Here is a 22,451-nt window from a genome sequence, read left to right as displayed (position 1 = left end):
TTTTGAGTGGTTTGTGGCAGTTCCCATCACCCTGGCGGAAATTAAACTGAGAGAGAGCTCTATGAATGCTGAGCGTTCCGAACGCATTGAAATCCCTGTGTTGCCGTTGCGTGACGTAGTGGTTTATCCGCACATGGTAATTCCGTTGTTTGTTGGCCGTGAGAAATCAATTCGCTGCCTTGAAGCTGCCATGGATCATGATAAAAAGATCATGCTGGTCGCTCAGAAAGAGGCTTCAACGGATGAACCTGGTATTAACGATCTTTTCGCTGTAGGGACAGTAGCGTCTATTTTGCAAATGTTGAAATTGCCTGATGGGACGGTAAAAGTGCTGGTGGAGGGGCTGCAACGTGCGCATATCACTACCCTTGCTGATAATGGCGATCACTTTACCGCTCAGGCTGAATACCTGGCTTCCATGGAAATTGACGAGCGCGAGCAGGAAGTCCTGGTGCGCACGGCGATAAATCAGTTTGAGGGTTACATCAAACTGAATAAAAAAATCCCACCGGAGGTGCTGACGTCACTGAACAGTATTGAGGACGCAGCACGTCTGGCCGACACTGTGGCGGCCCATATGCCGCTGAAGCTGGCAGATAAGCAGTCGGTGTTGGAAATGTCAGATGTTAACGAACGTCTGGAATATCTGATGGCGATGATGGAATCGGAGATTGATCTGCTACAGGTTGAAAAACGGATCCGTAATCGTGTCAAAAAACAGATGGAAAAAAGCCAGCGCGAATATTATCTGAACGAACAGATGAAAGCGATTCAGAAAGAGCTGGGCGAAATGGACGATGCGCCTGATGAAAATGAAGCGCTGAAACGCAAAATTGATGCGGCCAAAATGCCAAAAGAGGCCCGTGATAAAACCGAAGCTGAGTTGCAGAAGCTGAAGATGATGTCACCAATGTCGGCAGAAGCGACGGTAGTGCGTGGTTACATCGACTGGATGGTGCAGGTGCCGTGGAACGCGCGCAGTAAAGTGAAGAAGGATCTGGTTAAAGCACAGGAAACGCTGGATATCGATCACTTTGGTCTGGAACGGGTGAAAGACCGCATCCTTGAATATTTAGCCGTCCAAAGCCGCGTCAGCAAAATTAAAGGCCCAATCCTGTGTCTGGTGGGGCCACCGGGGGTGGGTAAAACCTCTCTGGGGCAGTCTATTGCCAAAGCGACAGGCAGAAAGTATGTCCGTATGGCGCTTGGTGGCGTGCGTGATGAAGCAGAGATCCGCGGTCATCGTCGGACTTATATCGGCTCAATGCCGGGCAAACTTATCCAGAAAATGGCAAAGGTTGGCGTAAAAAACCCACTGTTCCTGCTCGATGAAATCGACAAAATGTCCTCGGACATGCGTGGCGATCCCGCTTCCGCTCTGCTTGAGGTTCTCGATCCTGAACAGAATAATGCCTTCAACGACCACTATCTCGAAGTGGATTACGACCTCTCGGATGTGATGTTTGTGGCGACGTCTAACTCCATGAATATCCCGGCTCCGTTGCTCGATCGTATGGAGGTGATCCGCCTGTCGGGTTACACCGAGGACGAAAAACTCAATATTGCCAAACAGCATTTGCTACCCAAGCAAATTGAGCGTAACGCGCTGAAAGAAAGCGAGCTGACCGTGGATGACAGCGCGATTGTGGGCATTATTCGTTACTACACCCGTGAAGCCGGTGTGCGCAGCCTGGAGCGCGAACTGTCAAAACTGTGTCGTAAAGCGGTGAAAACTCTGCTGATGGACAAAAAGCGCAAACATATTGAGATCAATGCCGACAATCTGAAAGATTATCTTGGCGTTCAGCGTTATGACTATGGCCGTGCCGATAGCGAAAACCGGGTCGGTCAGGTGACAGGGCTGGCATGGACCGAGGTGGGTGGCGATCTGCTGACCATTGAAACCGCCTGTGTGCCTGGTAAAGGCAAGCTGACTTACACCGGTTCACTGGGTGAAGTGATGCAGGAATCGATTCAGGCAGCGTTGACTGTGGTGCGTGCACGCGCGGAGAAGCTGGGCATTAACGGCGATTTCTACGAGAAACGTGATATCCACGTGCACGTGCCGGAAGGCGCGACGCCGAAAGATGGCCCCAGTGCCGGTATCGCCATGTGCACCGCGCTGGTTTCCTGTCTGACAGGGAACCCTGTGCGGGCGGATGTCGCGATGACCGGCGAGATTACACTGCGTGGTCAGGTTCTGCCTATCGGTGGTCTGAAAGAGAAATTGCTGGCGGCACATCGTGGCGGCATCAAAACCGTGTTAATCCCGGACGAAAATAAACGCGATCTGGAGGAGATCCCGGATAACGTGATCGCCGATCTGGAGATCCATCCGGTGAAGCGTATTGAAGAAGTGCTGGGGCTGGCGTTGCAAAATGCGCCGTATGGCATGCAGGTCGCCACTGCAAAATAGTGATTTAAGACAAAAAGACCTTAAAACGGCAGCTGGCAAGTAAATTCGGACTTGCCAGCTTTTTTTGGGGCCGCTAATTTAGAGTGCTGTTAAGCCAGTGAAGGCCTGAACTGGCGGCAGTTACTATGGCTCAACAGACGTAAAATAAACATAATTGGCGCACATTCGCGGTGGGGATGCCTTATCGCGAGGTGAATAATTGAAGAGGGGATGATTGAGTGAATAAGTCACAGTTGATCGACAAAATCGCGGCTAATGCTGATATCTCGAAAGCAGCCGCGGGACGTGCTCTGGATGCGTTCATGGACTCTGTTTCTGAATCTCTGAAAGCGGGTGATGAAGTTGCACTGGTGGGTTTTGGCTCGTTTTCTGTGCGTGAGCGTGCAGAACGCACCGGGCGTAACCCACAAACCGGTAAAGAAATTACCATTCCTGCGGGTAAAGTACCCGGCTTTCGTGCGGGTAAAGCACTGAAAGATGCCGTTAATTGAGGCATTCTGAGCAATTTATCGGGTCGTAGTGAGGACTGTTCAGGTGTTCTCATGTACCATACGGGCACGTCAGGATACTGATGTGCCCTTTTTACGTTTTTGACAAACGAGCCTGATACGCAGCAGCGTGGAGCGTTCCTGGGAATGTGGGACGAAGCTCAAGGTTTACATTCACACTACAGCGGAGTGTTGTCACAACATGATGGACAATTTACGCGCGGCGTCGAACCATGTCGTGCTCAAAATTATACTGGGTCTGATCATCCTGTCTTTCGTTTTGACCGGGGTGGGCAACTACCTGATCGGCGGCAATGGCGATTATGCTGCCAAAGTTAACGGGCAGGAAATCAGCCGTGCACAGCTTGAAAGATCGTTTTCCAATGAGCGTAGCCGACAACAGCAAATGATGGGTGAACAGTTCTCTGTTCTGGCCAGTAACCCCGGCTATATGCAGCAAATTCGCCAACAGGCGCTCTCCCAGCTGATCGATGAACGCCTGTTGGATCAATATGCAAAAGAATTGGGGCTGGCAATCAGCGATGACCAGGTAAAACAGGCCATTTTCAGCCAGCCTGCTTTTCAAACCGACGGCAAATTTGATAACGGTAAGTATCTGGCCATTATCAATAACATGGGCTTCACTGCCGATCGTTATGCTGAAGCATTGCGCAATCAACTGACGACGCAACAACTTATTACTGCGGTAACCGGCACAGATTTTATGCTGGCCGGCGAGACCGATGGGCTGGCGGCGCTGGTTTCTCAACAACGTCTGGTGCGTGAAGCGACCATCCATGTTGCCGCGCTGACGGGTAAGCAGACTGTCAGTGACGAAGAGATTAATAGTTACTATCAGCAAAACAAAAATAATTTCATGTCGCCTGAACAGTTCCGTGTCAGCTACATCAAGCTGGATGCTGCTGCTTTACAGGAACCTGTCAGTGAAAGCGATATTGAGAGCTGGTACAATCAGCACCCGCAGGATTACACCCAGCCTCAGCGCAGTCGTTTTAGCATTATTCAGACGAAAACCGAAGCTGAAGCAAGGTCAGTATTGGACGAACTGCATAAAGGCGGAGACTTTGCTGCTCTGGCTAAGCAGAAATCGGCCGACCCTATCTCTGCACGTAACGGTGGTGATATGGGCTGGCTGGAACCGGATACCACGCCTGACGAACTGAAAAAAGCCGCGCTGACTGAAAAAGGCCAGCTCTCCGGGGTGATCGGCTCGTCTGTGGGCTTTATTATTGCTCGTCTGGATGATGTGCAGCCGCAGCAAATTAAACCCCTTACCGCGGTGCATGATGATATTGCCGCGAAGGTGAAGCAGGAAAAAGCTCTTGATGCTTGGTATAAATTGCAGCAAAAAGTGCGTGATGCAGCCAGTAACGACAACGAGTCGCTTGCAGGAGCTGAAGAGGTCGCAGGCACTAAAGCCGTTGAGACCGGCTGGTTCAGCCACGATACGCTGCCGGGAGAGTTGAATTTTAAACCGGTTGAACAGGCAATCTTCAGCGGAGGTCTGGTTGGAGAGAACGGTGCGCCAGGCAGTAATTCTGACATGATTACCGTTGATGGCGATCGGGCGTTTGTCCTTCGCGTTAGCGAGCATAAGCCTGAAGCGGTAAAACCGCTTAGCGAAGTCAGTGCACAAATATCCGCTACCCTGAAAACCGAAAAGGCACAGAAAGAAGCACACGACCAGGCGGATAAACTGCTGGCCGCTTTTAAAGCCGGTAAAGGTGATGAAGCGATGAAAGCGGCAGGAGTTAGCTTCAGCGCTCAGCAAACGTTGACCCGTGCCGGGCAGGATGCCATTACCCAGGCAGCATTTGCGATGCCGCTACCGCAGAAGGATCAGCCTGCCTTCGCGGTCAGTGAAGATGCTGAGGGTAATGTGGTTCTGGTGGCGCTGGATAAGGTAAACAGCGGCACTATGCCGGAAGAGCAGAAAAAAGCCATGGTGAAAGGCGTGACGCAGAATAATGCCCAGATCGCTTTTGCTGCACTGCTCAGTAACCTGCGTAAAGAAGCTAAAATTAAATACGGTGCGGCAGCGCAGATGCAGTAAGGCTCGCAATTTTTCTGCAACGTTACCTAAAATTAAAGGCCGCTTCTGCGGCCTTTTCCATTTCTGTTTACTACCCTTTGCGACTTTGACTTTGCCGGAGTAGCTTCAGCATGCTGTCAAACACATGGAGGAAAACAGCATGCGAAACAGGTTTTTTTCAGTTACAGGTCTGGTGCTCCTGATGGGCGTCGTGGCGTATAACGTTCAGGCAGAATCTGTCAGTACGGTGGCAACAGTCACGCAGTCAGATCAGGTCAGTTCCTCACCTGTCAGTCAGTCAGCGTTGCGCCATTTAACAGGCAGCGAGGTTGGATCAGGCGAGGAGGCAGGTATTCCTCAGGCTGACAGGGTGAGTATTAACCAGGCGACGGCAGAGGAACTCGCTGCTGCACTCAATGGCGTCGGCCTGAAAAAAGCGCAGGCTATCGTTAGCTATCGCGAGGAATATGGCCATTTTACCGGTGTTGAGCAGTTGAAAGAAGTGCCGGGAATTGGCAATGCCTTGGTGGAACGCAATATGTCCCGATTAAAACTGTGATCGCTCTCTTGAGTCCGTCATCAGGCAGTCCACTCCTGCCGTTGTTTTGCTACCTTTATGAGGTCATACCAGCTGCCATGACCCTCGCTTAAAGGAGCATATTTATGATGCCGACCACAATCAAGGTTCGCGGCTATCATCTTGATGTTTATCAACATGTTAATAATGCCCGCTATCTTGAGTTTCTGGAGGAAGCGCGTTGGGCATGGCTGGAACGCCTTGAAACATTTAGCTGGATGCAGAAAAACCGGCTGGCTTTTGTGGTGGTCAATATCAACATTAACTATCGTCGCCCGGCGGTGCTGGGCGACGTGCTTGATATTAACAGCCAGATGCTGGAGTTGGGGGGGAAAAGTGGCGTGATTGCGCAGACGGTAACGCTGGCACCGGGCGGGGAAACGGTGGCAGATGCCCGTCTGACCTTTGTTTGTATCGATTTACTGACACAGAAAGCTCAGGCCATTGCAGGGGAACTGAAGTACAGAATGACGCAGTTGCTGTCAACTTAGGCCGGTCTTACGCTGCATGCTTTGCATGACATCGACAGGGTTGCTCTGATATTCACGCAGTCCGTTAGCCCGCAAGTTGCAGGCAGCACATTCGCCACAACCCTCGCCTTTAATACCGTTATAGCAGGTGAGTGTTTCATCGCGCACCAGTGATAACCGATGCCAGTAGTCGGCAAGCGCCCAGGTTTCCGCTTTGTTCAGCCACATTAACGGTGTTTCAAAGCGAACCTCTCGGGCCATACCCAGCACTATCGCCTGATTGAGTGATTTAACAAACTCATCGCGACAGTCGGGATAACCTGAAAAATCGGTTTCGCACACGCCGGTAATCACTGCTTCAGCTTCAATCTGATAAGCATAGATTGAGGCAAGCGTCAGAAAAAGAATATTACGTCCCGGCACAAAGGTGCTGGGCAGGCCGCTGGCAGAAGGATCGTAAGCCGGAACCGGAATACTGTCTCTGGTCAGACTGCTGATGGCCAGTTCGTTGAGCATAGTCACGTCCAGTGTCTTATGTGCTCTGGCTCCCAGTGACTGGCTAAGCTGACGTGCAATATCAATTTCTGCACGGTGCCGCTGGCCGTAATCAAAGGTGATGCAGTCTACCTCATTGTACTGCTGTAATGCCTGAACCAGACAGGTCGTTGAATCCTGGCCGCCGCTAAATACCACTACTGCACGCTTCATTCTGTTCACCTTCCTGATTTGCTGCGTCGTATATTACTTGCTGACGAGGTTGAAGGGTAGTTTTGCTCATCCAAACGTGCCTGACTGCTGCCATTTACTGATATCACCAATATGCTCCGCAACCCATTCAGGATGGTAATACGTCTCCAGATAGCGCTCGCCACTGTCACATAATAATGTGACAATTGAGCCGCTGCGTCCGGTTTCGCGCATCCTTTGTGCCACCTGTAGGGCACCCCATACGTTGGTCCCTGTAGATCCCCCCACTTTGCGTCCCAGTTGCTTCTCCAGCCAGAGCAGGGTGGCGATGCTGGCACCGTCGGGCACCCGCATCATGTCGTCCACTACATCGACAATAAAGGAAGGCTCCACGCGCGGACGACCAATTCCCTCAATTTTGCTGCCTGTGCTATTTTGCAGCGACCTGTCGCGTTGCTGCCAGTAGTCAAGAAAAACCGAGTTTTCCGGGTCGACCACCATCAGCCGGGTTGGATAGCCCTGATAGCGAAGATAGCGCCCAATAGTGGCTGAAGTACCGCCCGTACCCGCACTCATAACAATGGTTTCAGGAATAGGGTATGGCTCATTTTTCATCTGCTGAAAGATGCTGTCAGCAATATTGTTGTTGCCACGCCAGTCAGTGGCGCGTTCAGCATAAGTGAATTGATCCATAAAATGGCCGTTAAGCTGCCGGGCCATCCGCTCAGATTCAGCATACATCTGGCAGGGATCGCTGACGAAGTGGCAGCGGCCGCCGTAAAAAGTGATTTGTTCAATTTTGCGTTTTGCCGTGGTTGCCGGCATAACGGCAATAAATGGCAGGCCGAGCAGTCTGGCAAAATAGGCTTCCGAAACGGCGGTGCTGCCGGAAGAGGCCTCAATAATCGGTGTGCCTTCTTTGATCCAGCCATTACACAGGCCATAAAGGAACAGCGAACGCGCCAGACGATGTTTCAAACTGCCGCTTGGATGGGTGCTTTCATCTTTCAGATAAAGCCAGATCCCAGGATAATCCGGTAACGGCAGACGGATAAGATGTGTATCTGCCGAACGCTGAATATCTGCGTTTATTTCCTGTACAGCCCTGGAAACCCATAAGTCGTTCATCTGCTTTGCCCTGTGTAAATTTGTTAAAGAATACGGTATTAGTGGGAAAAAAAATTTCTATTTTTGCTTTATGGTGGTCTTTAAAGAGAAAATTATTCTCTTAGGTAAACTCATGATAGATAAAACAGACCTTAAGTTGCTGGCTTTATTACAGCAGGATTGTACATTATCGTTACAAGCGCTGGCTGATGCGGTGCATCTCACTACCACGCCATGTTGGAAACGCTTGAAAAGGCTGGAAGATGAGGGATATATTCGCGGTCGTGTTGCGCTGCTGGATGCAGAAAAACTGTCCCTGTCGCTCACTGCTTTTATGCTGATCAAAACGCAACAGCACAGTAGCGACTGGTATCAGCAGTTTGTTGAGGTAGTTCAGGATATGTCGGAAGTGATGGGATGCTATCGCATGGCAGGAGAATATGACTATCTGCTACGTGTTCAGGTGGCTGATATGAAAACCTATGATGCATTTTACAAGCGTCTGGTGAACCGCATGCCGGGGTTACTGGATGTGACGTCAAGTTTTGCAATGGAAGAGATAAAATACACCACTGCATTGCCGCTGAGCTGATAACTACCTTGTAATCACTTCGCTCAATTATAACCAGGATGTTTACTGTGCGACTGTTTAGCCAATTAAGCTGGTTTTTTATTCGTGAATGGCGGCGCTATTTTGGCGCTATATTTCTTTTAGTAATCATAGCCTTGCTGCAATTGCTGCCGCCAAAAGTGGTTGGCGTCATTGTAGATGGCGTCACTCATCAGCAGATGAGTGGGACACGGCTGATGATGTGGATTGGCCTGATGCTGTTCACCGCAGTAGCGATTTATCTGCTGCGTTATGTCTGGCGTGTGCTGTTGTTTGGCGCATCATATCAACTGGCGGTTGAACTCCGCCAGGATTTCTATCGTCAACTGAGTCGCCAACATCCTGAATTCTATCTTCGTCACCGTACCGGTGATTTGATTGCCCGCGCCACCAACGATGTGGATCGCGTGGTGTTTGCCGCCGGGGAAGGAGTGCTGACGTTGGTGGATTCGCTGGTCATGGGATTGGCAGTGCTGGTGGTGATGAGTACACAAATCAGCTGGCAACTTACCCTGCTGGCGCTGTTACCCATGCCGGTTATGGCGCTGGTGATCAAACGCTACGGGCAACAATTACATCAGCGTTTCAGGCTGGCCCAGGCCGCCTTCTCGTCACTGAATGATCATACTCAGGAGAGTCTGACCAGTATTCGTATGATCAAAGCCTTTGGGCTGGAAGATCGCCAGTCCGGTAAGTTTGCCGATATTGCTGGCGATACCGGCAGGAAGAATTTACGGGTGGCGCGTGTCGACGCCCGTTTCGACCCCACTATCTACATAGCTATCGGCATGTCCAATCTGTTGGCGGTTGGCGGCGGTAGCTGGCTGGTCCTGCATGGGGAAATGACGCTGGGGCAGTTAACCAGTTTTGTCATGTATCTGGGCCTGATGATCTGGCCTATGCTGGCGCTGGCATGGATGTTCAACATTGTTGAGCGCGGCAGCGCGGCCTGGATAAGAATTCGTTCTCTGCTGGCAGAGCCACCCGCCGTGGAAGACGGTGATATAACGCTGCCGAAAGAGCCGGGACAGTTGCAGATTGCCATCCGTGAATTTTGCTATCCGGGTGCTCAGCAACCTTCGCTACGCCAGTTGAATGCCAGTCTGAACCCCGGGCAGATGCTGGGGGTGTGTGGCCCGACGGGCTCCGGTAAAAGCACCTTACTGAGTCTGCTTCAACGACATTTTGATCTCGGCCTGGGAGATATTCGCTATAACGGTATTCCTCTGTCACGGCTCAGGCTTGATAGCTGGCGTAGCCGTATCGCGGTAGTGAGCCAGACACCTTTTCTGTTTTCCGACACGGTGGCGAACAATATTGCGCTGGGGCGGCCAACGGCCAGCCCGTGTGATATAGAACAGGCTGCCCGACTCGCTAACGTGCACGAAGACATTTTGCAACTGCCGCAGGGTTATGGGACCGAGGTAGGTGAGCGTGGTGTGATGCTGTCAGGTGGCCAAAAGCAACGTATCTCCATTGCCAGAGCATTGTTGCTTGATGCTGAAATATTGATTCTGGACGATGCGCTGTCGGCGGTAGATGGTCGAACTGAATATCAGATTTTGCAGAATCTTCGCCGGTGGGGGATGGGAAGAACGGTGATCATTAGTGCTCACCGCCTTTCTGCCCTGAACGAAGCCAGTGAGATTCTGGTGATGCAAAATGGCACGGTGGTGCAACGTGGTCGACACAGTGAACTGATGGAGCAAAACGGCTGGTATCAGGATATGTATCGTTATCAGCAGCTTGAAGCCGCACTGGATGATGAAACGGAGAAGGGTGTTCCTCATGGCTAATCTGACTCAACTCTGGCCGACCTTAAAAAGGTTGTTGAGCTACGGACAGCCGTGGCGAAAGACCCTTGGTCTGGCTGTGCTGTTGCTGTGGATCTCAGCGGCGGCGGAGGTGCTCGGGCCGGTTCTCATTAGTTATTTTATCGATCATCTGGTAACGAAACAGCGAATGCCAGCGGGGCTGGTGGCGGGGCTGGCGGCCAGTTATATTCTGTTGCAGGTGCTTGCGGCTATATTGCATTACTCGCAGTCGTTACTGTTTAATCGGGCGGCTGTCGGTGTTGTCCAGCGACTGCGTGCTGATGTGATGGATGCCGCCCTGCGACAGCCTATGAGTGCTTTTGACACCCAGCCAGTAGGACACATCATCTCGCGGGTAACCAATGATACGGAAGTGGTCCGCGATCTCTATGTCACCGTGGTGGGGACCGTGTTACGCAGCTCTGCTCTCGTTGGCGCAATGTTGGTCGCCATGTTCAGCCTCGACTGGAAAATGGCGCTGATTGCCCTTGCCATGTTTCCAGCCGTTATCATTGTCATGCTGATTTACCAGCATTACAGTACGCCTATTGTTCGGCGGGTACGCAGTTATCTGGCTGATATCAACAATGGTTTTAATGAAGTGATTAACGGGATGGGCGTCATCCAGCAATTTCGCCAGCAGGCCCGGTTTGGTGAACGGTTGGGCGAGGCCAGTCGTTCACATTATCTGGCCAGAATGGAAACGTTACGGCTGGATGGTTTTCTTCTGCGTCCGTTGCTCAGTTTGTTCTCCGCTCTTATCCTCTGTGGCCTGATGATGTTATTTGGTTTTTCAGACCATGGAAGCATTGAAGTTGGGGTACTTTATGCTTTTATCAGCTATCTTGGCCGTCTGAATGAGCCATTAATCGCGTTGACGACCCAGCAGTCGCTGTTACAACAGGCGGTAGTAGCCGGTGAGCGAATTTTTGAGTTGATGGATGCGCGGCAACAGCCTTATGGTGTCGACGATCGGCCATTGAAGTCTGGCCAGGTTGAGATCGAGAACCTGACCTTTTCCTATCGTGACGATCGCCCGGTTCTCAGCGACATCAACCTTTCTGTTCCGTCCCGCCGCTTTATCGCCTTTGTCGGGCACACTGGCAGCGGAAAAAGTACGCTTGCCAATCTGATGATGGGCTATTACCCCATAACCCAGGGGGAAATTCGTCTTGACGGCAGGCCCATTAGCTCGCTTACTCATCGCGTTCTGAGACATGGGATGGCAATTGTTCAGCAAGATCCGGTAGTGCTGGCGGACACGTTTTTTGCCAATGTCACCCTTGGGCGTGATATCAGTGAGGATGCGGTGTGGCAGTCTCTGGAGACGGTTCAGCTGGCAGAGCTGGCCAGAAGTCTGACTGAGGGTATCCATACCCGGTTGGGTGAGCAGGGCAATACGCTTTCTGTTGGTCAGAAGCAATTGCTGGCAATAGCACGTGTGCTGGTGACATCTCCACAGCTTTTGATCCTTGATGAAGCCACTGCCAATATTGACTCAGGTACCGAGCAGGCGATTCAGAAAGCGTTACGGGTGGTTCGTCAGCAAACTACGCTGGTGGTCATTGCTCATCGGCTCTCCACCATTACTGAAGCAGATAGCATTTTTGTTCTGCAGCGTGGCCGTGTGGTTGAGCAGGGCAGCCACCGGCAGTTACTGGAAAAGCGGGGGCGTTACGCGCAAATGTATCAGTTGCAGCTGGCCGGTGAAGAGCTGGAAGCAGGTTAAACACTGAACTCCGGCCGTCAATGCACCAAAATAAAGCATTCAGGGGCTGTAAAAGCGCATTTTGCACATGCCTGAATCGTTTTGCGCTAAATTGGTGCGTTTTTTTGGTGGTCGACCCTCATCAGATAATTTCAACACTCAAGGTTGAAGTACAGCAGGACTGACTAATCTTCTGAAAAATTCTACTTTTTAATTTATGGCACAGCCTTTGCTTTATTGATTCCGTGTCGGATAAAACAACCATTTTCCATACCTGGAGGGGATCGTATGAAGTTGGTTACCGTGGTAATCAAACCGTTTAAATTAGAGGATGTGCGCGAAGCGCTGTCTTCTATAGGTATTCAAGGGCTGACCGTAACCGAAGTAAAAGGTTTTGGCCGCCAGAAAGGGCATGCAGAGCTCTATCGCGGTGCTGAATACAGCGTGAACTTCCTGCCAAAAGTAAAAATCGATATTGCCATTGCAGACGATCAACTTGATGAAGTGATTGATATTATCAGCAAGGCTGCCTATACCGGAAAAATCGGTGATGGCAAAATCTTTGTTGCAGAGCTACAGCGAGTTATCCGTATTCGCACTGGCGAAACTGATGAAGCCGCACTGTAATTTTGTGGGCTAAGAATTGTGATGGGATGGGATAAAATGAATAAAAAACTTGCTGTTTTTGGCCTTGCCAGCCTGGCCCTGTTACCGTCGCTCGCGATGGCCGCAGCAACACCAGTGGTAGATAAAGCTGATAATGCCTTTATGATGATTTGCACCGCGCTGGTGCTGTTTATGACTTTGCCCGGCATTGCCCTGTTTTACGGTGGTTTAATCCGGGCCAAAAACGTTCTTTCAATGATGACCCAGGTATCTGTTACCTTCGCAATGGTATGCGTACTGTGGATGGTCTATGGCTATTCACTGGCCTTCAGTGAGGGCAACGCCTTTTTTGGTGGTTTCAGCATGGCGATGCTGAAAAATATTCAGCTCACTGCTCTGGTGGGATCGTTTTATCAGTATATTCACGTTGCTTTCCAGGCTTCTTTCGCCTGCATCACTGTCGGACTGATTGTTGGTTCTGTCGCTGAACGTGTTCGTTTCTCTGCGGTATTGATTTTTGTGGCGATTTGGCTGACTTTCTCCTATTTGCCAATCGCACACATGGTCTGGTCTGGCGGCCTGTTGGCGCAGGATGGCGCGCTCGACTTTGCCGGTGGTACTGTTGTACATATTAACGCAGCGGTGGCCGGTCTTGTAGGTGCCTATCTGGTGGGCAAACGTGCCGGTTTCGGTAAAGAAGCATTTAAACCGCACAACCTGCCTATGGTATTCACCGGGACTGCAATCCTCTATGTAGGCTGGTTTGGCTTTAACGCCGGCTCTGCAAGTGCAGCCAACGAAATCGCTGGTCTGGCATTCCTGAACACTGTGATGGCAACGGCGGGTGCCATGCTTAGCTGGACATTTGGTGAATGGGCGCTGCGTGGTAAACCTTCGCTGCTGGGTGTCTGTTCCGGTGCGATTGCTGGCCTGGTGGCCGTTACCCCGGCTTGTGGCTATGTAGGTGTTGGCGGTGCGCTGATTATTGGCATCGTCGGTGGTCTTGCGGGCCTGTGGGGCGTCACCTCACTGAAGAAATGGCTGCGGGTGGATGATCCCTGTGATGTATTTGGCGTACACGGCGTGTGCGGGATTGTGGGCTGTATCCTGACCGGTGTCTTTGCATCCTCTTCATTGGGCGGCGTGGGTTATGCTCAGGGTGTGACCATGGGCCATCAGGTATGGATCCAATTGTTAAGCGTGGGCGTGACCATTATCTGGACTGGCGTGGTCGCCTTCATTGCTTTTAAAGTGGCGGATATGATGGTTGGTCTGCGTGTTCCTGAAGATCAGGAGCGTGAGGGCCTGGATGTAAACAGCCACGGTGAGAATGCCTATAATCAGTAAGTCTGATGTCAGAGCGTCAGAAAAAAGCGGCCCCGGAAGGGGCCGTTTCAGTTTACGTCTGGCGATCGCTGACGTTTACGTATCACACCTTCCTGAACCGTTGACGCAACGAGCGTGCCATCCTGGGAATAGAATTCTCCCCGCACAAAGCCCCTGGCCGCTGAGGCTGAGGTACTTTCAACGCTGTAGAGTAACCACTGGTTTAAGTTAACCGGTCGGTGAAACCACATTGCATGATCGATGGTTGCCACCTGCATATCTGGCTCAAGAAAACCTTTACCATGAGGTTGTAAGGCGACGGGCAGAAAATTGAGATCGGAGGCGTAGGCAAGCAAATATTGGTGTAGATGAGGTGTCTCCGGCAACGAGCCATTTGCGCGAAGCCAGACAGAACGTTCGGGCCGATCAACCTCTCCTTTCAGCGGATTGTGAAATTTCACCGGGCGTATTTCCAGCGGCTTTTCAGCAAGGAACTTTTCTCTGCTCTGTGGCGGGATTAAGGGCGAAAGCTGTCTGGCAAGCTCGCTTTCATTTGGCAGCTGGTCGGGACCCGCGACATGAGGCATTGGTTTCTGATGTTCAAAACCAGTCTCGGCTAGCTGAAATGAGACGATCATAAAGAAAATCGGTTGTCCGTCCTGTGCTGCAATGATGCGCCTTGCACTGAAACTTTGCCCATCCCGTAACGTTTCAACTTCATAAACGATCGTTTTCCGACTGTCACCGGGACGTAAAAAATAGCTGTGGAAGGAGTGGGGACTCCGTCCCGTGGGTACCGTTTGCCTTGCTGCATGAAGAGCCTGTCCAATCACCTGACCACCAAATACCTGACGCAGACCTATATCTTCACTCTGGCCCTGAAACAAACCTTCTTCCAGCTTTTCCAGTTCCAAAAGAGTTAGCAGTTTTAGCAGTGCACGGCTCATCATATTGTTCTCAGTAATTGATTCTGAAAACAGTCTGGAGATCCGACCAGTTTTCGTCAACGGGCCACAGCGCGATTCGTTACCGGGGAAGGAGATTAGCTGGCTTCCAGGAAAATATCAGCAACCTGTGCCAGAATTAGAGCCTGGGTGGCAGGGATCTCTGTCTGTTTCGACTCGATGATATAACCCTTTGTAAATTGACCACATGGAGAATTAATCGATGAAATTCTGGCCAATACTTACTGGTACTGTTCTGACCGTAGCGCTCGCAGGCTGTGCTGATAAAGGGCAATATGTTCCAACAGCCACGCTGGCTTCGCAGGTAGCGGGGCAACAATCGACGCTACGCCAGCCAAATGTAAGTGGTTCTGTTTATATCCGCCAGAAGGTTGCTTTACCTCCTGATGCGGCGCTCACGGTAACACTGTCAGATGCTTCGCTTGCTAATGCGCCGTCTAAGGTTATTTCGCAGCGAGCGGTAAGAACTGATGGTAAGCAGGCCCCTTTCAGTTTTATATTGCCGTATAACCCGACTGATATTCAGCCCAATGCGCGCATTTTGCTGAGTGCGGCTATTACTGTTAACGGCAAAATAATTTTTATTACTGACGCGGTGAAACCGGTCATTGTGAATGGCACAACAAAGCAGGATCTGATACTGGTACCTGTTCCTTCTGTTGCGTTGCCAACGCTGAGTGGGGCAACAACTACCGTACCTTCCACTTCACCAACGCAGGTCACGCCTTCTTCTACTGTTCCTGCTCCTTCTTCTCTGTAGCTTTCCAGCGGTAGCGACTGAGGGCAATTTTGCCCTCAGGAGTTACTTCAATGCCTTCTGCCAGCAGTGCCTCACGCTGGCGATGGCGATCGCCGCCTGACAATGAAATTTCCCCCATCCGGTTTATCACCCGATGCCATGGCAACATGCTGCCAGGCGGCAATCTTTTTAACACGCCGCCCACCTGTCTGGCTGCTCGGGGAGAACCGGCAAGACGGGCTATATCTCCATAAGTGGCCACTTTGCCACAGGGAATGGCAGCAACAATGTGCCAGATACGCTGCCGGAAACTATCCTGGTCTGTCATAATCTTCACCTCTTTCAGTATTGATAATAAGCGAAAGGGCGCAATATCTGGATTGATTTCATGCGGTTATATCGAAGAAATAGCAGAATGTCAGATAAGCCTGTAAAACAGGCAGATAGTAAGAATGTATAATAAATAAACGGTTATCCGCCACGGACTTGAAATTGAGTGAGTGTTCATTGATAATGCACTCGCTCCAGCAGATGGGGCTTATCAATGGGGGCCCGGTTGGTTCTCCCGCAACACTAATCTGTGAACTCGGTCAGATCCGGAAGGAAGCAGCCGCAGCAGACGTCGTGTGTGCCGGGATGTAGCTGGCAGGGCCTCCACCACATTAAGAACCCCGCAGCACACACTTTTTTCTAGCGTATAAACTTCCATACGGAAACCGGTACTTTATCGTAGAGCTTATTCATTGTGAGTTCAGCCAGACGATGATCTGCGGCAGAATAAAAAACTGCCAGTTCATTATCGGACAATTCATATTTGTTCTTTTCTATGACACGTTCAAGAGTATCGATAGAACGACACTTTCTTAAACGCATCAGATAATCAGTTTTGGTCAGAAGTTTATCTGTCATTGTTAAGCCGTTGAAAAAATAAAGGGTTTTAAAACGAATGGCTCATTTGATCGACAATCAGAGCACATTCCTCTGCAAAAATGTTAAACAACCTTTTTGCTGATTTTCGCCAGCGTTGCAGTTCCTGAACATTAATGCCGTAATTGCTAAAGAGCATAAAGGTATCATCAAGATATTCATCAATCTGAGTAATCAGATCGCTATCTTCAATATGCTTAATTTTGTAATTCATGGTGAATGCGGCGACATGTTCGATCAGCTCGTTGAGCTGCAAGTTGGTGGCTGAAGTCGGATCGTTTATCCAGCCATGATGGCTGTCGCCTATCGTTGCCATGCTTTCATCATACAAATTTTCACATAAGAATTTTAGCTGTGCAATATCATGCCTTTTTGGTGAGTACTCGTCCATCTTTTTCCCCTCCATAGCGAGTGAAAGGTGCCATTAGTTCAGCTGTTCTGCTAATGATCTGCCAGGAAGCGATATTAAAGCCCTACTCAGACATAAATAAATATAATCTGCTTAGATGGTGTTTGTACCCTCACAAAGTTACAGTTTATCAGTGACTGAATGAAATTGTAGTAATGAAATCAAAAAATCAGAACAGCAGGCAAAAATCTTAAATTCATTTTTTGATATTCACCCCCCTACGTCAATATTGAGGATATACCAGTCTGAACAGAATGACATGTTATAACGCGATTCAGACGAATATTCTATCGGAATAATTTCAATATTTCGGATAGATAATGTGTATTTTGTTACTGTGAGAACAAAACTTTTTCTGCATAACTTCCATTTTGGGAATTATCTGCTGAATATTTTCATTGAAGACACAGGCTTCTTATCTTTAACGTTGACGAATAAATGAATAAGTCTGCACGTTTTTTCTACACAGAGTTAATAGATGCTTATAATGATGATTGTTCCTGACAGCTAAATTATCAAGTGCCTAAAATTAACATTTCACTATCTTTATGATTTAACAGTTATTTATTTTGACAGGCAATGTCACTTTCTGCGATAGGAAAAAACGTGGTGTTGAAAATTATTTATATAACACCAGCGCGTTATCCGTCAGAAATCGGACATACTTAGATACACTTTGTTCAGACACGCTGGCATTACTCATCGTAGAATGTTGTTATGTTATAACGTATAGGTTTGTATGTCATGCCTTCTTATTCATCGTTAATTCAGCGGGGAACGTTACTGACCCATTGTGCTATCGCTCGCCTGCTTCTTGCCTGCTTGCTGGTCTCGTCTCTTCTGCTATTCACCTCCTGGGCCGTGCACCAATGATTTCACTGAAGAGTCTGACCGTTGGCTATCAGGGGAGGGCGGTGGCACCTGCACTGACAGGGACATTTTTGCAGGGTTCGATGACCGCTCTGGTTGGTGCTAACGGTTCAGGAAAGTCCACCTTGCTGAAAACATTGGCGGGATTGTTGCCTCCTGTATCCGGTTCTGTCATTTGTGATAAATCCCGGATCGGCGTGGCATGGCTCCCACAGCAATCTGAAATTGAAAAAAACTTTCCGATCAGTGTATTTGATCTTGTTGCAATGGGATGCTGGAAGCGTTGTGGCTGGTTCGGAGCAATTAATCGTAGTATGCGTCAGTCGGTAATGCATGCGCTGGAAAGGGTCCATATGCAGGACTTTGCCTTTATTCAGCCGGGTGAACTTTCCGGTGGCCAGTTGCAACGCGTCCTTTTTGCCCGTCTGTTGGTTCAGAACGCCTCTCTCTTATTACTCGATGAGCCTTTTACCGGTATCGACAGTGAAACCACAGCCATATTGCTTGCCTTACTGGAAGAGAGATATCAGGCCGGTTGTACCCTTATTGTCGTGCTGCACGATATGGCTACGGTGGAAAAGCACTTTCCACAAACGCTTCGGCTTAAGCGTAATCATGCTGAATGGTCAGCACCAGGGGAGTTACTCATTCAACCCAATTTCAGCACTATCCGGGAGTGTCAATGAGCCTCCTGTTAACAGCTCCCTTTGTTGAATTTGGTTTTATGCGCCGGGCACTGGTGGCCTGCGTTGCGCTGTCGCTCAGTGCAACACCTCTTGGTGTTTTTCTGTTGCTACGCAGAATGAGCCTGGTCGGTGATGCACTTTCTCATGCAGTGCTGCCGGGCGCGGCGATTGGTTATCTGATATCGGGTCTGTCACTGGTTGCTATGGGGACAGGAGGGGTGATCGCCGGTTTGTCGGTAGCGCTGCTTTCTGGTGCGGTGAGCCGCTATACACCCCTGCGGGAAGATGCCAGTTTCGCCGGATTTTATCTGGGGTCGCTGGCATTGGGGGTAACACTGGTTTCATTACGTGGCTCCAGTGTCGATCTGTTGCATGTCCTTTTTGGGTCTTTACTGGCGGTGGATAATCCGTCGATTTTGCTGGTCAGTGGCATCGCTGCTGTCACCCTGTTGGTACTGGCATTGATTTATCGCCCACTGGTGATCGATGCTTTCGACCCCACTTTTTTACGGGCGCAGAGCCGCTGGGTCCCTCCGCTGGTACACGGTATTTTTCTCACGCTGGTGGTAACTAATCTGGTTGCTGGTTTCCAGGTGCTTGGTACGTTGATGTGTGTCGGATTAATGATGCTGCCCGCTGCCGCTGCCCGTTTCTGGGCTGTAACGCTGTCCGGGATGATTTCTTTTGCAATGTGCTTTGCGCTTATTGCCAGCTTCAGCGGACTGATTGTGTCTTATTACCATTCATTACCTGCCGGCCCTGCAGTGGTGCTCAGTGCCGCCATACTGTTTTTTATTTCGGTTTTAGTTGGTCCCTGTGGCGGAATTCTCCGCCAACGCCCTTTTTCAGTTGGTAAGGATAAAGTATGAAAATGATGCCCGTTGCGCTGGCAGTTGCGGCGTTTTTTGTTTCCCCCTTCACGATGGCCAAAACCGTCAACACGGTAGCCAGCTTTTCGGTTCTGGCCAACATTGTCAGTGAGGTGGGCGGAGAACATGTGAAGGTAAAAAGTTTGGTTGGTTTTGATGGCGATCCGCACAGTTTCGAGCCGACGCCACAGGATTCTGAGTCGCTTGCAAAAGCTGATGTGGTGTTTGTCAGTGGGCTTGGTCTTGAGGGCTGGATGGATCGTCTGATTTCTGCTTCTGAATATAAAGGCAAAGTGATTGTAGCCTCGCAAGGAATTGCTACCCGTAGTATGGAAGAAGATGGCAAAACTATCACCGATCCACATGCATGGAACAGCATGAAAAACGGTGAGGTATATGCGACCAATGTGATGAATGCACTGATAGCTGCCGATCCGCAGGATGCTGATTATTTCCGGCAGCGGGGTTCTGCTTACCTCAGCCAGTTACAGAAGCTGGATAAGTGGGCGGAAAGTCGTTTTGCCGCTGTGCCGGCAGTGAAACGTAAGGTATTGACCAGCCATGATGCCTTTGGCTATTTCGGCCAGCGTTATGGTGTCAGCTTTTTATCTCCCGTTGGATTTTCTACCGAGTCAGAAGCCACAGCTTCGGATGTTGCCGGGTTGATTACTCAGTTGAAAAAAGAAAAAATCCACAGCTATTTTATTGAAAATCAGACCGATCCCCGTCTGGTAAAACAGATTGCTACTGCGACCGGTGCGCAGCCGGGAGGAGAACTCTATCCCGAAGCACTGACCAGAAAAGGAGGAGAGGCGGAGAGTTATATTGCCGCATTCAGGCACAACGTAAATGTCATGCTTGCCAGTATGAAATAGGCCGGGAGGGCAGGGATGCCCTTTTCAGCTGCCAGAAAAGATGGTGGAATAATGCAACGTGCTGGTTAACAAGTGGCTGAGACGGGCAGAAGTGTTTCCACGGCGCGCGATGGCAGGAGTTACGCTGTTATGGCAATGGGCGATATATCCTGCTCTCTGTCCGCCTCAGGACATAACGGACGTTATCGCTTTTTCTTTCTTCCCTGCACTGCTTTAAAACGTGGATTACTTTTGCAAATAACATAGACGCGGCCGTGGCGGCGCACGACTTTGCAATCTTTATGGCGTTTTTTGGCCGAAGCCAGTGAGCTCAGCACCTGCATATCATTGACTCCTTATTTTGCTGATGGGAAGAAGCGGCCGAAGCGCTGATTAAAACGGTGTGCGCTCCCTTCTTTCGTAAACTCTTTTTGCTTGCCGGTATAATGAGGATGGGAAGCTGAAGAGACGTCGAGTGCCACGTATGGCAATATTTCGCCGTTGAGTTCCACCGTCCTGTCACTCACGATCGTTGAACCAATGACAAAGTAGGTGTTGGCGCTGGTGTCGTGAAACGCCACGGTACGGTAGGTGGGATGGATTCCTTTTTTCATAGATCTTCGCTCGTTTTGTTATGTTATAACGTAACATTTATTATGCGTTCAGTATGCACAGATTGCAACCGGAAAAGTGGGCAGGGAAGGAGCTGCGGCTGATCAATAACTTTCCGAAGAGAAAAAAAAGGCCGCTAACGTGGCTTCAGACTTTGATCTAATAAGGTCAGTGCAACTCAGGGACTGACCGCGATGCTCAAAGAATCCTCCCACTCAGTAATACCATTTTGAAACTATTACCCTGGGTGAGCTGGTTCCTGAAGACCATCTTTATTGCCATAATAATTGCCGATCCGCCGTTAACCCCGTTCGCCTGATTAAGATGATGCTGCCGGGCTACCTCTTCGGCATCCCTTCTGAGCGCCCCTGGTGAAAGAAATCCATTATCGCTGGTTCCTGAAGATGGGCCTCACTGAGAAGGTGCCGGACGTCTCCACTCTCAGCCAGAACCGCATCCGCCGCTTCAACAACAGCGGCGTCTTTCAGCAAATTTTTGACCACGTTGTGGAGCCGGTGCTGAGTGGGGCATGGCAAACGGGCGCGTGCTGTATACCGACAGCACTCATCTGAAAGCCGATGCCAACCCGCGTAAGGCAACGAATGAGCTGAGCCCTGGAGGGCATTAGCGAGTACCTTGCTGAGCTGAATGCGGCCGTGGAGGTCGACAGGAAGTCGCACGAAAAAAAGCCGCTGCCCGTCGTAAAAAAGACGCCAGAAAGCGCGGTCGCCTGTAAAAACATTGAAGTCAGCACCACCGACCCGTAAGCGGCTTCATGCACCGCGACAACCAGCCGAAGGGTAGACCACCGCGCAAACATGGCATGATCACCGACGCCTTCGTCACGCCGGGCAACGTGCACGACAGCCTGCCGTTTCCCGGACGTCTCATGTGCCAGATGGAGCGCTTCGGGCAGGAGGCGGTGGCGGCGGGCATGGAAGCGGGCTACTTCACGGCTGCGGTGTGCCACCTGACGCAGGAGCCTGGCGTGCGCTGGTGCGGGGTTACAGAAGGCCGCAGCGCGGGCAGAATGAGTACCAGAAAAAGCACTTTACGTATAACCCGGCGCGTGATGTTTACGCGTGTCCGGCGGGAGAATTGCAGAGCTACGGCACCACGGGCCGCAACGGCTACCGTCATTACCGTTCGGATGCGGCGGTATGCGTGCTTTGCCCGGAGCGTGAGAAGTGTACGCCAGAATAAAAACGGGCAAAAAACGGTGACGCGGCACGTGTGGGAAAAGGCGCCGGGGACAGCGAACGCGCTGCGGCTGACGAAGTGGGGCAAAAAGGTGTATGCCCGCCGGAAGGAGACGGTGGAGCGGAGCCTCGCGGATGCGAAACAGCATCATGGTCACCGCCATGCGCGGTTCCGCGGTGTGATGAAAGTGCAGATGCAGTCTCTGCTGGCGGCGACGGCGCAGACTATGAAGAAGATGGCGCTGCCGGCGCTTCTTCGTGGCCTGATAAAGGCGATAAAGAGCCTGATAACGTTACGGGGAGAGGAAAATGAAGGGCCGGAAGTGATAATGGGGCGTCAGATAAAAATATCGCGATCCTGTCCTGCGGATGCAACAAAGAAAAACCCCACCTGAAAAAGTGGGGTTCGTCAGCAGTCTGAAAGAGGCCTCTTTGCTCTTTCATCTTTAATAGCAGAGA

22 protein-coding genes, 1 other RNA gene and 1 pseudogene are annotated in these 22,451 nt (G+C 50.5%); 16 read left to right on the top strand and 8 right to left on the bottom strand.

All coding sequences use genetic code 11. The features are described 5' to 3' along the window. The first annotated feature begins 61 nt into the window (after window positions 1-61). The 5 genes from lon (at window position 62) to EB241_RS02845 (ending at window position 6,025) form a co-directional block, all read left to right on the top strand. Entirely contained in the window at window positions 62-2,416 is a 2,355-nt protein-coding gene (lon, locus tag EB241_RS02865; RefSeq protein ID WP_124231718.1) for an endopeptidase La, read from the top strand. Window positions 2,417-2,634: 218 nt separating this feature from the next. Beyond that, the gene (gene hupB, locus EB241_RS02860) at window positions 2,635-2,907 is read left to right on the top strand and encodes a nucleoid-associated protein HU-beta (protein ID WP_124231717.1); all 273 of its coding nucleotides are present in this window, start codon (window positions 2,635-2,637) and stop codon (window positions 2,905-2,907) included. Between the two features lie 199 nt (window positions 2,908-3,106). Beyond that, window positions 3,107-4,978: a peptidylprolyl isomerase gene (gene ppiD, locus EB241_RS02855; RefSeq protein ID WP_124231716.1), complete on the top strand. Its 1,872-nt coding sequence runs from the start codon at window positions 3,107-3,109 to the stop codon at window positions 4,976-4,978. Between the two features lie 139 nt (window positions 4,979-5,117). Beyond that, complete coding sequence (locus EB241_RS02850; RefSeq protein ID WP_324129411.1) at window positions 5,118-5,516, top strand: helix-hairpin-helix domain-containing protein; 399 nt, start codon at window positions 5,118-5,120, stop codon at window positions 5,514-5,516. A gap of 107 nt (window positions 5,517-5,623) precedes the next feature. Then, window positions 5,624-6,025 (top strand): YbgC/FadM family acyl-CoA thioesterase, encoded by a 402-nt coding sequence (locus tag EB241_RS02845; RefSeq protein ID WP_124232015.1) that lies wholly within the window; start codon window positions 5,624-5,626, stop codon window positions 6,023-6,025. Here EB241_RS02845 and queC read toward each other — a convergent pair. Further along, on the bottom strand, window positions 6,017-6,712 hold the full coding sequence (gene queC, locus EB241_RS02840; protein WP_124231715.1) for a 7-cyano-7-deazaguanine synthase QueC: 696 nt from the start codon (window positions 6,710-6,712) through the stop codon (window positions 6,017-6,019). The two genes, EB241_RS02845 and queC, sit on opposite strands and share 9 nt — an antisense overlap. A gap of 66 nt (window positions 6,713-6,778) precedes the next feature. Next, window positions 6,779-7,819 carry a PLP-dependent cysteine synthase family protein gene (locus EB241_RS02835; protein WP_124231714.1) on the bottom strand — a complete coding sequence of 347 codons (1,041 nt, stop codon included), beginning with the start codon at window positions 7,817-7,819 and terminating at the stop codon, window positions 6,779-6,781. Window positions 7,820-7,931: 112 nt separating this feature from the next. Here EB241_RS02835 and EB241_RS02830 point away from each other — a divergent pair, with 112 nt between their 5' ends. The 5 genes from EB241_RS02830 (at window position 7,932) to amtB (ending at window position 13,883) form a co-directional block, all read left to right on the top strand. Further along, window positions 7,932-8,390: an Lrp/AsnC family transcriptional regulator gene (locus EB241_RS02830; RefSeq protein ID WP_124231713.1), complete on the top strand. Its 459-nt coding sequence runs from the start codon at window positions 7,932-7,934 to the stop codon at window positions 8,388-8,390. A 47-nt stretch (window positions 8,391-8,437) separates the two neighbouring features. Further along, window positions 8,438-10,204 carry a SmdA family multidrug ABC transporter permease/ATP-binding protein gene (locus EB241_RS02825; protein ID WP_124231712.1) on the top strand — a complete coding sequence of 589 codons (1,767 nt, stop codon included), beginning with the start codon at window positions 8,438-8,440 and terminating at the stop codon, window positions 10,202-10,204. Beyond that, window positions 10,197-11,951, top strand: a complete 1,755-nt coding sequence (locus tag EB241_RS02820) for a SmdB family multidrug efflux ABC transporter permease/ATP-binding protein (RefSeq protein ID WP_124231711.1) — start codon at window positions 10,197-10,199, stop codon at window positions 11,949-11,951. Before EB241_RS02825 ends, EB241_RS02820 begins: the two co-directional genes overlap by 8 nt. A gap of 267 nt (window positions 11,952-12,218) precedes the next feature. After that, a complete protein-coding gene (glnK, locus tag EB241_RS02815; RefSeq protein WP_124231710.1) occupies window positions 12,219-12,557 on the top strand; it encodes a P-II family nitrogen regulator in 339 nt (112 codons plus the stop codon). A gap of 36 nt (window positions 12,558-12,593) precedes the next feature. Continuing rightward, on the top strand, window positions 12,594-13,883 hold the full coding sequence (gene amtB / locus EB241_RS02810; RefSeq protein ID WP_124231709.1) for an ammonium transporter AmtB: 1,290 nt from the start codon (window positions 12,594-12,596) through the stop codon (window positions 13,881-13,883). A 47-nt stretch (window positions 13,884-13,930) separates the two neighbouring features. Here amtB and tesB read toward each other — a convergent pair whose 3' ends face one another. Beyond that, entirely contained in the window at window positions 13,931-14,809 is an 879-nt protein-coding gene (gene tesB, locus EB241_RS02805) for an acyl-CoA thioesterase II (protein ID WP_124232014.1), read from the bottom strand. 220 nt (window positions 14,810-15,029) lie between these two features. On the opposite strand from tesB, the gene EB241_RS02800 reads away from it, so the two are divergent. Then, window positions 15,030-15,587: a YbaY family lipoprotein gene (locus EB241_RS02800; protein ID WP_124231708.1), complete on the top strand. Its 558-nt coding sequence runs from the start codon at window positions 15,030-15,032 to the stop codon at window positions 15,585-15,587. Here EB241_RS02800 and EB241_RS02795 read toward each other — a convergent pair. Next, on the bottom strand, window positions 15,559-15,894 hold the full coding sequence (locus EB241_RS02795; RefSeq protein ID WP_148089637.1) for an MGMT family protein: 336 nt from the start codon (window positions 15,892-15,894) through the stop codon (window positions 15,559-15,561). The two genes, EB241_RS02800 and EB241_RS02795, sit on opposite strands and share 29 nt — an antisense overlap. Window positions 15,895-16,120: 226 nt before the next feature. On the opposite strand from EB241_RS02795, the gene ffs reads away from it, so the two are divergent. Then, window positions 16,121-16,217: signal recognition particle sRNA small type (ffs, locus tag EB241_RS02790), an RNA gene on the top strand. A gap of 39 nt (window positions 16,218-16,256) precedes the next feature. Here ffs and EB241_RS02785 read toward each other — a convergent pair. Together EB241_RS02785 and tomB are read right to left on the bottom strand one after the other, a co-directional pair. Next, window positions 16,257-16,475, bottom strand: coding sequence for an HHA domain-containing protein (locus tag EB241_RS02785; RefSeq protein WP_124231707.1), 219 nt, complete (start codon window positions 16,473-16,475; stop codon window positions 16,257-16,259). Window positions 16,476-16,503: 28 nt separating this feature from the next. Next, window positions 16,504-16,884: an Hha toxicity modulator TomB gene (gene tomB / locus EB241_RS02780; protein ID WP_124231706.1), complete on the bottom strand. Its 381-nt coding sequence runs from the start codon at window positions 16,882-16,884 to the stop codon at window positions 16,504-16,506. Between the two features lie 887 nt (window positions 16,885-17,771). On the opposite strand from tomB, the gene EB241_RS02775 reads away from it, so the two are divergent. From EB241_RS02775 to EB241_RS02765, 3 genes are read left to right on the top strand one after another with little or no spacing between them, the layout of a single operon-like run. Then, window positions 17,772-18,458: a metal ABC transporter ATP-binding protein gene (locus EB241_RS02775; RefSeq protein WP_124231705.1), complete on the top strand. Its 687-nt coding sequence runs from the start codon at window positions 17,772-17,774 to the stop codon at window positions 18,456-18,458. Then, window positions 18,455-19,327 (top strand): metal ABC transporter permease, encoded by an 873-nt coding sequence (locus EB241_RS02770; RefSeq protein WP_124231704.1) that lies wholly within the window; start codon window positions 18,455-18,457, stop codon window positions 19,325-19,327. The genes EB241_RS02775 and EB241_RS02770 overlap by 4 nt, the downstream gene beginning before the upstream one ends. Further along, window positions 19,324-20,202: a metal ABC transporter substrate-binding protein gene (locus tag EB241_RS02765; protein ID WP_124231703.1), complete on the top strand. Its 879-nt coding sequence runs from the start codon at window positions 19,324-19,326 to the stop codon at window positions 20,200-20,202. The genes EB241_RS02770 and EB241_RS02765 overlap by 4 nt, the downstream gene beginning before the upstream one ends. Window positions 20,203-20,384: 182 nt before the next feature. Here EB241_RS02765 and ykgO read toward each other — a convergent pair whose 3' ends face one another. Both ykgO and EB241_RS02755 read right to left on the bottom strand, forming a co-directional pair. Beyond that, on the bottom strand, window positions 20,385-20,525 hold the full coding sequence (gene ykgO, locus EB241_RS02760) for a type B 50S ribosomal protein L36 (protein ID WP_034912820.1): 141 nt from the start codon (window positions 20,523-20,525) through the stop codon (window positions 20,385-20,387). A gap of 12 nt (window positions 20,526-20,537) precedes the next feature. Further along, on the bottom strand, window positions 20,538-20,795 hold the full coding sequence (locus tag EB241_RS02755; RefSeq protein ID WP_124231702.1) for a type B 50S ribosomal protein L31: 258 nt from the start codon (window positions 20,793-20,795) through the stop codon (window positions 20,538-20,540). Window positions 20,796-20,987: 192 nt separating this feature from the next. Here EB241_RS02755 and EB241_RS02750 point away from each other — a divergent pair. Continuing rightward, window positions 20,988-22,387, top strand: a pseudogene (locus EB241_RS02750) (IS1182 family transposase). Window positions 22,388-22,451: the final 64 nt, after the last annotated feature.

It is taken from the genome of Erwinia psidii, assembly GCF_003846135.1.
GTDB classification, from domain to species: domain Bacteria; phylum Pseudomonadota; class Gammaproteobacteria; order Enterobacterales; family Enterobacteriaceae; genus Erwinia; species Erwinia psidii.
The sequence above is the reverse complement of the archived record's forward strand: the minus strand, read 5'-3'. Positions and strand labels throughout refer to the sequence as shown.